This is a genomic window from Nocardia farcinica (genome assembly GCF_029867845.1).
GTDB lineage: Bacteria > Actinomycetota > Actinomycetes > Mycobacteriales > Mycobacteriaceae > Nocardia > Nocardia farcinica_A.
On sequence record NZ_JARWRU010001223.1, the window covers coordinates 1 to 11,265 of the forward strand.

The window sequence follows — 11,265 nt, forward strand, 5'->3', positions numbered from 1 at the left end:
GCGGCGGGGGTGTCCAGCGCGGCGAGGCCGTTGCCGAGCGCGTCGAGCACCCGCCGCGCGGCGTCGTCGGCGAGTACGCCGATGCCCACGGCGCGCGTGGTCGCCGCGAACTCGGCCAGCCGCCGCGCCACCGTCGGCGCGCTCATCGGGTCACCGCCGCGAGCGGGCGCACCGGCGAACCGGTGCCGCCGACGATGCGCAGGGGAGCCAGCACGAACACGAACTCCCGTACCTGCCGCGCGGCCAGTTCCTCGAGCGCCAGATGCTCGAGGATGTAGATGCCGGATTCCACCAGCAGCACCCGGTGCACCGGCAGCACGCTGTGTCCCGCGCCGGGGGCGAGGCATTCGTAGGCGGTGGTGTCCGCGCCGGTGGCGGCGATGCCCCGGGCGGCCAGCCAGCGCGCCGCGTCCACGCCGACCCCCGGTACCCCGGACTCCTTCCCGAGATAGGCCTCGGCGTCGTCGAACCGGCGGGCCCAGCCGGTGCGCACCAGCACCACGTCGCCCGCGCCGATCTCCAGCCCGTCGGCCGCCTTCTCCAGATCGGCGACGGTGATCTCGTGACCACCGGGCAGCGTGTCGGTCTCGTGTACGGCGGCGACATCGAGCAGCACGCCCCGGCACAGGAAGCCGGGCAGTTGCTCGGCTCCGTGCGCGCTGAACGCCCCGCCGCGCTGGGCCTGCGCGGCGTCGATCCCGCCGTGCAGCAGCCCGTCCTGGCTGACGTGGGACAGCGCGTCGATGTGGGTGCCGACGTGCCCGCCGGTCACGATGATCTCGGCCGCCGCCGAACCGCCGTCCGGCCGGACCATGTCACCGTGCCTGCGGGTCAGGGTCATGCGGAAACCGGGATGGTTCGGCGAGCACGGCATGCCGGTGAACAGCGGCTGGCCCAGCTCGATCAACCGGACGCCGCCGCGCACCAGCCGCACCAACGGGTCGGTCATCGCACGACTCCCTGGTCGCGCAGCCGGTCGAGTTCGGCCTCGTCCACGCCGTAGCCGCCGAGCACCTCGGCGGTGTGGGCGCCCAATGGCGGCCCGGCCCAGCGGATCTCGCCCGGAGTGTCCGAGAGGCGGAAGAGCAGGTTCTGCATGCGGATGACTCCCAGTTCGTCGTCGGGGATCTCGGCGATGGTGCCGAGGGCCCGGAAATGCGGGTCGGCCATGATGTCGGCGGCCGTGTAGATCGGGGCGACGGCGGCCTCGGCCTTCTCGAATTCGCGCACCACCTCGTCGGTCTCGCGTTCGGCGATCCACGCGCCGACCACCGCGTCGAGTTCGTCGGCGTGCGCGGCGCGTCCGGTGCCTGAGGTGAACCAGGGCTCGTCGACGAAGTCGGGGCGGCCGACCAGGCGCACGACCCGCTCGGCCACCGACTGCGCGCTGGTCGACACCGCGACCCAGCCGCCGTCGGCGGTGCGGTAGACATTGCGCGGGGCGTTGTTGACCGAGCGGTTGCCCATCCGGGTCTGGAGTTCGCCGAGCTGGTCGTAGGCGATGATCTGCGGCCCGAGCAGGGTGAGGATCGGTTCGATGATCGCCATGTCGACCTGCTGGCCGCGGCCGGTGGCGTCCCTGGCGCGCAGGGCGGTCATGACGGCGAACGAGGTGGCCAGCGCGGCGATGCCGTCGGCGAGGCCGAACGGTGGCAGGGTGGGCGGCCCGTCGGGTTCGCCGGTGACGGCGGCGAACCCACTCATGGCCTCGGCGAGGGTGCCGAACCCCGGCCGCTGGGCGTACGGGCCGAACTGCCCGAAACCGGTGACCCGGGCGAGCACCAGCCGCGGATTGATCGCGCTCAGCTCCTCGTAGCCGAGTCCCCAGCGTTCCAGCGTGCCGGGCCGGAAGTTCTCGATCACCACATCGGCCTCGGCGGCCATCTGCCGGAAGATCTCCTGGCCGCGCTCGCTGCCCAGGTAGAGGGTGACGGATTTCTTGATGCGGCCGAGCATCTTCCACCACAGCCCGACGCCGTCGCGTTGCGCGCCGTGGCCGCGCACCGGGTCGCCGCGCGGATGCTCGATCTTGACCACCTCGGCCCCGAAATCGCCGAGCAGGGTCGCCGCCAGCGGTCCGGCGAACAGGGTCGCCACGTCAAGCACCCGGATTCCGGTCAGCGGTCCGCCCATGACACGACTCCTCACCGCCACACGCGCTGTTTCCCGGATCGAAACACCGTGTCCGCATGCGACGTCCACTTCGGGCCAAGGGTACCGTCATGTTTGCGTGTGCGTGACGTTGTATCGCACAGTGGAACAGATATGCGGCAGCGGGGTGGCGGGGGAGCGACAGCGGTAGGCCACGCAGTGCCCGGGCGCCGGGAGGCCTACCGGAGCGGACGACCTACAGCGAGAGAACGCAGACCCGCTCGACTGTCAGCTCACGCGCGGTCGAGGCCGGGCCCTCCTTGGTGTTGCCGGAATCGCGGACGCCGCCGTAGGGCATGTTGTCGGCACGGAAGGCGGGGGACTCGTTGATCAGCACGGTTCCGTAGCGAAGTCGCTCGGTCGCGGCCAGCGCCTTGCCGAGGTCGGCGGTGAACACGGCGGCCTGCAAACCGTACTTCGAATCGTTGGACAGTGCGATCGCCTCGTCGAAGTCCCGCACGCCGACCACGCTGAGCACCGGCCCGAAGGCCTCTTCGCGAATGAGGTCGCAGGACTGGGGGACATCGCTGAGCAGGGTCGGCTCGAGCACGCCGTCCTGGCGGGTGTGCCCGCCGGTCTCGACCGTGGCGCCGCGGCGCAGGGCCTGGTCGATGCCGGTGCGGATGCGGTCGGCGGCCTTGTCGTCGATGACCGGACCGCAGGTCACCGCGCCATCGCGTGGGTCACCGACGCGCACTCCGGCGATGCGCTCGCGCAGCAGCGAGGTGAACTCGGCGCGGATCGCCTCGTCGGCGTAGACGCGCTGCACCGAGACGCAGGTCTGGCCTGCGAAGCCGAAGGCGCTGGGCACCAGCTTGTCCGCGGCCGATGCCAGCTCGGCGTCCGCCTCGATGATCGCCGGACTCGAATTGCCCAGTTCCAGCAGCACCTTCTTGCGGGCGGCGGCCCGCGCGATGTGCCAGCCGACGGCGGCCGAACCGGTGAAGCTGATTGCCGCCACCCGCGGGTCCTCGACGATGGCGGCGCTGATCTCGGCCGGGTCGCCCGGCACGACCGAGAGATAGCCCTCCGGCATCCCGGCCTCTTCGCACAGGTCGGCCAGCAGGAAAGCGGTCAACGGCGACTGCGGGGCCGGCTTGAGCACCACCGGGCAGCCGACCGCGAACGCGGGGGCGAGCTTGTGCGCCACCAGGTTCAGCGGGAAGTTGAAGGGGGCGATGGCGGTCACCACCCCGATCGGCGTCGGCCGGGTGAAGCCGAGCTTGCCCGCGCCCGCGGCGGTGGCGTCCATGGCGACGCCGGAGCCAACCGTGGTCCTGGCCACCGCCGCGGAGTGACGGACGGTGTCGATGGCACGGTCCACCTCACCGGCGGCCATGGTGACGGGTTTGCCGACCTCCGCGCAGATCAGCGCGGCCAGTTCGCCCCGGCGCTCGTCGAGCAGCACCGCGAGCCGGTCGAGCACCTCGGCGCGGACGTGGGCGGGCAGCGGCCGGTCCAGGGTGCGATGCGCGAGCGCCACCGCCGACTCCGCCAGCTCGGCCGAGGCCTGGCCGACCCGGCCGACGAGCGTGCCGTCGTAGGGGTTGCGCACGTCCGAGGCGGTGTCGGTGGCGATCTCATGATGCCCGACGCGCACACCGCGCCAACGCAGGTCCGGCCGCGTCTCGACAGTCGTCATCTCCGGTCACTTTCTCCTGATGGGTGGTGGTCGCGGTGCCGGGATCAGCCGGCCGGGGGAGCGGCCACCGATCCCGCCGACCCGGGGATCTCGCCGTGCCGGATCTCCCGGTACACCCGGCTGCGCAGCTCGGCGAACTCGCGGGTCGCCTTGGTGGCGATCTGGTCGCGCTCGGCGCCGAGGCCGGTCTCGATCAGATCCACCACCTGGGTGGGCTTGCGGCCGAGCACCAGCACGCGGTCGGAGAGGTAGACCGCCTCGTCGATGTCGTGGGTGACCAGCAGGATGGTGATGCCGAGGTGGTTCTTCACCCGCAGCGTCAGGTCCTCGAGATCGGCGCGGGTCTGCGCGTCGACGGAGGCGAACGGTTCGTCCATCAGCACGATGGCAGGTGCGTAGGCCAGCGCGCGGGCGATGGCCACACGCTGCTGCATGCCACCCGACAGCTGCCAGGGGTACTTGCCGACGTGGTCCTTCAGGCCCACCTCCTCGAGCGCCGCCATGGCCTTGGCTGCGCGCTCCTTCTTGTCCTTGATGGTGGAGCGCAGCGGCAGGGTCACATTGTCCAGCACGGACATCCACGGCATGAGCGAGCGGGAGTAGTCCTGGAAGACGATCGCCATCTCGGCGGGCGGCTCGGTCACCCGGCGACCGCGCAGGGTCACCGTCCCGGTGGTCGGCTCCAGCAGGCCCGACAGGCACTGCAGCAGCGTGGTCTTGCCCGCGCCGGACGGGCCGACGATGCACATGAACTCGCCGCCGCGGACGGTCACGTCGATGCCGCCGAGCACGTGGTGGTCGCCGAAGCGCTTGCCGAGGTTCTCCACGACGAGCAGGTCGTCGGTGGCGGTCGGCTCGAGCAGAACAGCGGAGCTGGGATTGGTCATTACCGATTCCTATGCGTTCTTCTTGTTGTGCCAGTCGAGGACTCGTCCTTCGACCAGGCGAGCGCCGAAGTTGAGCAGGTAGCCGAGTACGCCCAGCACCACGATGCCGGACCACATGTTCAGGATGTTGAAGCTGCGCTGCGAGTCGAGGATGAAGTAGCCGATGCCGCCGGGCGAGCCGATCATCTCCGTGACCACCATGACCACGGTCGCGATGGTCAGGGCAAGGCGGGCGCCGGCGAAGATCTGCGGTGCCGCGTTGGGCACGTAGATGTAGCGGATCCTGGTCTTCATCGGCAGCCGGTAGCTGGCGGCCATACGCAGCAACACCGGCTCCACCGAGCGCACGCCGTCGATGGTGTTGAGCAGGATCGGCCACATCGAGGCCAGCGCGATGAGGAAGATCTTCATCGTGTCGCCGATGCCGAGGAAGATGATGGCGATCGGCATCAGCGCCACACCCGGTGTGGCGCGCAGGAACTCGAGGATCGGCCGGACCGCCTGTTCGAAGCGCGGCAGCAGGCCGAGCACGATGCCGCCGACGATGCCGACCACGAGGGCGATGGCGAAGCCGATCAGGATGCGCAGCAGGCTGGGCACGACGTTCTCCACGATCCCGTCGAAGAACCACAGCTCGCCGGTGCGCTCGAAGATCTCGGCGAAGGACGGGAAGTAGAAGGACGTGCTGTCGGCGGTGACCACCAGGCAGGCGATCACCACGACGACCGGCAGCCACATCTCCCAGGCCAGCGCGCTCAGCCGCGTGCGGATGCCGAGTCTCATGCGCCGCGCTCCTCTCGGATGATCGGGTGCCACCACAGCAGCCTGCGCTGCGCGGCCACCACGATGGCGTTGATGAGCAGGCCGAGGATGCCCGCGGTGATCGCGTACGCGAAGACCTCGGGGCGCTTGAAGGCCTGTTCCATGTGCGACAGTTCGAGCCCGAGTCCCGGCGCGCCGCCGATGTATTCGGCGCTGATGGTCATCAGCAGGGCCATGGTGGCCGACAGGCGCAGGCCGGTGAAGACGAACAGCGACACGCTCGGCGCCCACAGGTAGCGCAGCCGGTCGGCGGTGGAGATGCGGAACACCCGCACCACCCACTTGTGCAGCGGCTCGACCTGCTTGGCCGCGTACATCGACTGGATGAGCAGCGGCCAGACCGCCGAGAGCACGATCATCGTGATCTCCATCCGGCTGGTGGCGCCGAACAGCAGCAGCACCAGCGGCAGCAGCGCGATGGTCGGGATGCTGCGGAAGAAGTCGATGATCCAGCGGGTGGACTGGGTCGCCCGCAGCGAGGTGCCGATCAGCAGCCCGAGCGGGATGCCGATCACGGCCGACAGCGCCAGGCCGGTGGCCCACACGCGCAGGGTGGTGCCGAGGGCGGTCCAGTAGGCATCGCTGCCCCACAGTCCGAACAGCGCGTCGACGACCATGACCGGAGTGGGCAGGCTGTCGGTGTCGACCAGCGGGCTCATGGCCACGAGCTGCCACAGGGCCAGTGTCGCGACGATGGCGACGATCTTGGGGACCAGGCCGGCCCCGGTGCGCTTGGCGGCGGCCGATGTGGCGCGGGGGCCGGTCTTGGCGGGCACCGGCGGCTTGGCCTTGGCCGCTACGGGCGCCGTTGCGGTGGTGGCTGTCATGCTCGTCGTCACCCGATCTCGGCCAGGAAGGTGCTGGAATCCGGCTTCTCGGACAGGATCTCGTACTTGACGGCCAGGTCGGCGACCTTGTCGATGTTCTCGGTGGTCACCGGTTCGGCGGAGAAGGGCTGGATGAAGGCGTTCTCCAGCTGCTCGGGGGTGAAGCCCAGCTCCTCGCCAGCGACCTTCTTGCCGACCGCCGGGTCGGCGTTGACGGTGGCCGCGCCCTCCTGGATGCCTTCGGCGAATTTGCGCACGGTCTCGGGGTTCTTGGCGATGAACTCCTCGGTGGCCACGAAGACCGAGCTGGGCACGCCCTGGTTGCCGGGGGCGTCGGTGTTGGTCACCAGGCGGACCTTGCCCGAGCTGATGGCGCTGGTGGCCAGCGGCTCGTTCGGGGTGGAGGCGTCGACGAAGCCCTGCTGCACCAGGTCGATGCTCTGGGCGGGCGGGACCTCGACGAACTCGATCTTGGTGGAGTCGCCGCCCGCGGCGTCGACGATGGCGCGGATGTTCATCCAGGTCTGGGTCTTGATGGCCGGCACCCCGACCTTCTTGCCCACCAGATCGATCGGACCGTTCACGGCGTCGTCGGTGGTGACGACACTCGCCGCCGAGATCTTGCCGGGCTCACCGTCGGAGGCCTGCTCGCCCGCGCCCGCGACGATCTTGATGGGCAGGCCCTGGGCGCGGGCCTGCATGAAGGTGACCACATCCATCTGCGCGACGTGCAGGCCGCCGCTGAGCAGCTGCGGCACGGTGTCGTTGGCGGACTTGTTGGCCGAGGGGGTGACGTTCAGGCCGCGCTCGGTGAAATCGCCTTCGCTGATCGCCACGCGCAGGCCGACCCCGGACAGGCCGAGCGAGCTGCCGACGGTGATGTCGGAGACGTTCTCGGCGCCGCCGTCGGAGGAGCCGCAGGCGCCGAGGACGAGGGCGAGCGCGGCCGCGGCGGTGACCGCGGCGGTGCGGCGGAGCAGGGGAACAGCGGGGGCCGCGAGGGACATACGAAAGACTCCGGTCTCGAGAGGAACTGGAAGGGATGTCATGGCGCCGGCGGGTCGATCCGGGTGATCGAACGGCCCGGCGGGCTGTGGGGTGGATCACTTCTGGAGTGATCGGTTCAGGAATCGTAAGGTTCGGTGCGCGGGAAGAAAAACGCCGCTTTCCACTTGGCGCAAAACTCCGGCGAGGCGGTGATTCAGCCGCCGAGGACGCGCTCGATCTGGGTGGCGGTGCGTCGCAGAGCGGCCTCGGAGCGTTGCAGATTCACCCGGACCGCGGGCGCCGACAGGCTGATCGCGCCGACCGCGACGTTGCCGCGCATGATCGGCGTGGCCACGCAGACCTGACCGAGCACGGACTCCTGACGGTCGTAGGCCAGGCGGGTGGAACGGATCTCGACCAGCTGCCGGTGCAGCACGGCGGGATTGGTCACCGAATGCCTGCTGCGACGGACGAGGGGGCCCTGCAACACCTTGGCGATCTCCTGGCCCGGCTGGAACGCCAGCAGTGCCTTGCCCAGCGCCGTGCACGTGGCGGGCGCCCTGCCTCCGATGGGTGTCGGCGCGGGCAGGGTGTGCAGGCCGACGACCTTGTCCAGGATGACGATGTCGGCGCCGTCGAGGATCGCCAGGCGGGTGGTCAACCCCGAGTTGGCGTAGAGGTCGCCGAGGAAGGGCGCGACCTGTTCGCGCAGGCCCCGCGGACGGCTGTGGGCCACACGGTTGCCGAGTTCGAACAGTTTGTCGCCGGGGCGGTATCGGGTGCCCTCCTTGGACACGAAACCGCTCTCCACCAGGTAGGCGAGCAGCCGGAAGGCGGTCGAGGTCGGGATGCCCGCCCGGCGGGCGATATCGCTGACGCCCATCGAGGCGTCGCCGCCGAGGAACTCGTCGAGCAGTTGGAGTGCCTTCACCACCGAGGCCGTGCCGCGGCGGTCGTTGCTCGCGCCGTCGATCTCGGCCGGCTCGGGGAGGCCCTTTTCTTCCATCAATGCGGTCACGCGGATTCACTTTCCAACTCGTCTGCGGCCCCCGCCGCAGGCCGGTCACCGTCACCTCGAGAGGTGAAGGTGTTCCAGGTCACCAACTTCTGTAGTGGATGGTACAGTGATTGTAACGACCGTTCCAGTGAGGGGCAACACACCAGTCAACCGATGGTGATCGCGCTCTCTGGTACCTTCCGTTCGGCAGCCCGCCCGAAAAGAGAACATGGATGAACACCGCTCGACGTAACGCCCGCGGCGAAGCCAGCCTCCAGCGGATACTCGACGCCACCGTGCAGTTGGTCGGCCGATACGGGTACGACAACACGACCATCGCGCGCATCACCAAGGCCACCCAGCGCCCCGCCAGCTCGATCTACTGGTTCTTCCGGGACAAGGACGAACTCATCGCGGCCGCGCTGGAGCACTCCTATACCCGCGTCGCGCGCCGCCACCGCAGGCCGTGGCAGCAGTTCCACCCCGCGCTGCCGGTCACCGAGCAGCTGATCGGCGAGCTGGAGCCGGAGCTGCGCTCGTCGGAGACCGAGACCCCGCTGCGTCTTGGCATCTCGCTGGCTCTGGAGGGCAGCGCGGCGAGCTCGAAGGTGCAGCAGCCCTTCCATCGCCGTCGCGCGGGCGTGCTGCACGCGATCGAGGCCTGGTGGGACGGCGCGTACGCGGCGACCGGCGCGGCCGAGGACGTGCGGGCCGCGCCCGCCTGGTGGATGTCCACACTGACTCTGGCGCTGTTCGACGGCCACTACATCTCCGACGTCGACGCCGCCGATCCGCCCACCGTCGCCGGGCGCTCCCGGATCACCGCGCTGGCACTGGTTTCCGCCTACGAGGCCATGCGCGCGGCCGATCCCGGCGCGTTCCCGCGCCACGACCGGGCCGAGGACAACGCGGCTCGAAACGGGGAGTACGCGCCCCCCGGGGACGGGGAGGACCGGGCCGAGTCCGGTCCCGCCGCCCTGCTGCGGGTCGTGCGCGGGCTGGTCGCCGAACACGGATACGAGGGCGCGACGATCGGCCGCATCTGCGCGGCCGCCGACATGCAGCGCAGCTCGGTGTACTGGCGTTACAAGGACAAGGACACCCTGATCGAGGCCGCGGTGGCCGACCCCTTCCTCGCGCTGTTCGCGCCGATGCGCGAGCTGCCCGAGTCGGGACAGGCCTGGGCCGGCGATCTGGCCGCCGCCGTGGGTGCGACGCTGCGAGCGGCGCGCCACGACCCGGACACCGTCAAATCGGGGCTGCTGCTGAAGGTGCAGCAATGGGATCCGCCGACGGCGGGCGGGGTGGCGGTGCTGGCCGGAATGGCGGCGCTGGAAGCGGAACTGACCGCCTGGTTGCGGCGCAACGCGCCCTCCGGCGGGGAAGGGCAGGTGCCCGGCGAGCATCTGGCCTGGATCGTGCTGCGGTTGGTGGAGGGGCTGATGTTCGGCTCGGTGCAGGGCAGGCCGGCTCCCGTCGAGACGGTCCGCGCGCTGTTCGCGGTGCTGCTGGCCGGGGTGGCCGACCGGTGGCCAACCGTGGAGCGGCAGGCCACCGGTGCTCACTCCAGCCGCAACCGGTAGGTGTCGACGGCCTCGGTCTGCAATTCGAGCTCGAAGGTGTTCATGACGCGGCCGACCATCATGTAGAAGCCGATGAGCAGCACCAGCTCCACCAGCCGCGAGCGGTCGTATTCGGCCGCGACCGCCGCGAACAACACGTCGGGCGCGGTCGAGGTGCGCACCACGGCGTCGGTGAACCCGAGCAGGGTCCGCTCGAACTCGCTGAACTCCGAGCCACTGGGCTCCGGGCCACTGGACCCCGGGCCACCGGACTCCTGGCCCGCCTCGATCGGGTGGGCGGCGACGGCGTCGATCTTGTCCTGGGTGAAGCCGACCCGCTTCGCGACGGCGTTGTGCTCGTGCCACTGGTAGGCCGCGCCGGTCAGGTGGGCCACCCGCAGGATCACCACCTCGCGATGGACGGGATCGAGCGAGCTGCCCCTGCTGAGCTTGTGGCCGAGCGCGAGCACCTCGGGCGCGCAGTTCTCGGCATTGGCGACCATGCGGAAGACGTTGATCTTCCGCTTGCCCGCCAGCGCTCGCACGATGTGCTCGGGCGCGGTGTCGGGGTCGAAATACGGGATGCGGGGCACGGGAACCCTTCCTGTGTCGAAGGCGGCGAAGAGGGCGCCGCGGCCGGCTAGTAGGCGCTGACCGCGGCGGGGGAGCGCTCGGCGGGGGAGTGCTCACGGAAGCGGGCCAGCAGATCGCCCGCGGCGCGCACCAGCAGCGAGGAGTCGACGCCGACGCCGGCGAAAGTGATGCCCTCGCGCAGCCATTCCTCGGCGGCGGCCACGTCGACGATCATGATGCCCGCAGGCTTGCCCACCCGCCGCAGAGTCCGCACGCAGTGGCGGATGGCGCGCACCACCTCCGGGTGGGTGCGCTGTTCGGGGTAGCCGAGATTGGCGGCGAGATCGGCCGGGCCCATGAGCACGCCGTCCACGCCGTCGACCGCCGCGATCTCGGCGACATTGGCCAGCGCGGTGGGCGTCTCGATCTGGACGAGCAGGCACACATTGTCGTCGGAGCCGCGCACGTAGTCGGTGTAGCGCCCCCACCGGGAGGAGCGCGCCAGACCGCGGCCCATGCCGCGGATCCCGCGCGGTGGGTAGCGGACGGCGCGGACCAGTTCGGCCGCCTGCTCGGCGGTGTCCACCATCGGGATGAGCAGGTTCTGCACCCCGATCTCCAGGTACTGCTTGATCAGCACGGGATCACCGTGCGGCAGGCGCACCACGGGCTGGGACAGGTCGGCGGGGGTGGGGCCCCCCAACGGCCCCCCCCCCCCCCGGGGCAGAAAAAAAATAGGGCCGACGCGCGGCAAAAATAAGCGGAGGTAGAGGGACGAGTTAATAGCCACGCTAAACCACCCCACCCACCAACAAAA

The 11,265-nt window shown here is 70.3% G+C and carries 11 protein-coding genes; 1 reads left to right on the forward strand and 10 read right to left on the reverse strand.

The window, feature by feature from the left end; translation table 11 throughout:
• Positions 1–142 precede the first annotated feature (142 nt).
• From QH283_RS27080 to QH283_RS27115, 8 genes are all read right to left on the reverse strand, one after another.
• Positions 143–949 (reverse strand): cyclase family protein, encoded by an 807-nt coding sequence (locus QH283_RS27080; protein ID WP_280505760.1) that lies wholly within the window; start codon positions 947–949, stop codon positions 143–145.
• Positions 946–2,133, reverse strand: a complete 1,188-nt coding sequence (locus QH283_RS27085; protein WP_280505761.1) for a CaiB/BaiF CoA transferase family protein — start codon at positions 2,131–2,133, stop codon at positions 946–948. The genes QH283_RS27080 and QH283_RS27085 overlap by 4 nt, the downstream gene beginning before the upstream one ends.
• Positions 2,134–2,347: 214 nt before the next feature.
• Entirely contained in the window at positions 2,348–3,793 is a 1,446-nt protein-coding gene (locus QH283_RS27090) for an aldehyde dehydrogenase family protein (protein ID WP_280505762.1), read from the reverse strand.
• A 44-nt stretch (positions 3,794–3,837) separates the two neighbouring features.
• Positions 3,838–4,680: an ABC transporter ATP-binding protein gene (locus QH283_RS27095; protein ID WP_280505763.1), complete on the reverse strand. Its 843-nt coding sequence runs from the start codon at positions 4,678–4,680 to the stop codon at positions 3,838–3,840.
• 9 nt (positions 4,681–4,689) lie between these two features.
• Positions 4,690–5,463, reverse strand: coding sequence for an ABC transporter permease (locus QH283_RS27100; protein WP_280505764.1), 774 nt, complete (start codon positions 5,461–5,463; stop codon positions 4,690–4,692).
• Positions 5,460–6,329: an ABC transporter permease gene (locus QH283_RS27105; protein WP_280505765.1), complete on the reverse strand. Its 870-nt coding sequence runs from the start codon at positions 6,327–6,329 to the stop codon at positions 5,460–5,462. Before QH283_RS27105 ends, QH283_RS27100 begins: the two co-directional genes overlap by 4 nt.
• 8 nt (positions 6,330–6,337) lie before the next feature.
• Complete coding sequence (locus QH283_RS27110; protein WP_280505766.1) at positions 6,338–7,336, reverse strand: ABC transporter substrate-binding protein; 999 nt, start codon at positions 7,334–7,336, stop codon at positions 6,338–6,340.
• Positions 7,337–7,530: 194 nt separating this feature from the next.
• Positions 7,531–8,334, reverse strand: a complete 804-nt coding sequence (locus QH283_RS27115) for an IclR family transcriptional regulator (RefSeq protein ID WP_280505767.1) — start codon at positions 8,332–8,334, stop codon at positions 7,531–7,533.
• 212 nt (positions 8,335–8,546) lie between these two features.
• Here QH283_RS27115 and QH283_RS27120 point away from each other — a divergent pair, with 212 nt between their 5' ends.
• Positions 8,547–9,896 carry a TetR/AcrR family transcriptional regulator gene (locus tag QH283_RS27120; RefSeq protein WP_280505768.1) on the forward strand — a complete coding sequence of 450 codons (1,350 nt, stop codon included), beginning with the start codon at positions 8,547–8,549 and terminating at the stop codon, positions 9,894–9,896.
• Here the strand turns inward: QH283_RS27120 and QH283_RS27125 are convergent.
• Positions 9,875–10,468, reverse strand: coding sequence for a carboxymuconolactone decarboxylase family protein (locus QH283_RS27125; protein ID WP_280505769.1), 594 nt, complete (start codon positions 10,466–10,468; stop codon positions 9,875–9,877). The two genes, QH283_RS27120 and QH283_RS27125, sit on opposite strands and share 22 nt — an antisense overlap.
• Before the next feature lie 47 nt (positions 10,469–10,515).
• Positions 10,516–11,238, reverse strand: coding sequence for an aldolase/citrate lyase family protein (locus QH283_RS27130; RefSeq protein WP_280505770.1), 723 nt, complete (start codon positions 11,236–11,238; stop codon positions 10,516–10,518).
• Between the last annotated feature and the right edge of the window lie 27 nt (positions 11,239–11,265).

Bases quoted from the DNA above. Each gene is read 5' to 3' on its own strand.
- QH283_RS27080 (WP_280505760.1), bottom strand. From the start codon at position 949: ATGACCGACCCGTTGGTGCGGCTGGTGCGCGGCGGCGTCCGGTTGATC.
- QH283_RS27085 (WP_280505761.1), bottom strand. From the start codon at position 2,133: ATGGGCGGACCGCTGACCGGAATCCGGGTGCTTGACGTGGCGACCCTG.
- QH283_RS27090 (WP_280505762.1), bottom strand. From the start codon at position 3,793: ATGACGACTGTCGAGACGCGGCCGGACCTGCGTTGGCGCGGTGTGCGC.
- QH283_RS27095 (WP_280505763.1), bottom strand. From the start codon at position 4,680: ATGACCAATCCCAGCTCCGCTGTTCTGCTCGAGCCGACCGCCACCGAC.
- QH283_RS27100 (WP_280505764.1), bottom strand. From the start codon at position 5,463: ATGAGACTCGGCATCCGCACGCGGCTGAGCGCGCTGGCCTGGGAGATG.
- QH283_RS27105 (WP_280505765.1), bottom strand. From the start codon at position 6,329: ATGACAGCCACCACCGCAACGGCGCCCGTAGCGGCCAAGGCCAAGCCG.
- QH283_RS27110 (WP_280505766.1), bottom strand. From the start codon at position 7,336: ATGTCCCTCGCGGCCCCCGCTGTTCCCCTGCTCCGCCGCACCGCCGCG.
- QH283_RS27120 (WP_280505768.1), top strand. From the start codon at position 8,547: ATGAACACCGCTCGACGTAACGCCCGCGGCGAAGCCAGCCTCCAGCGG.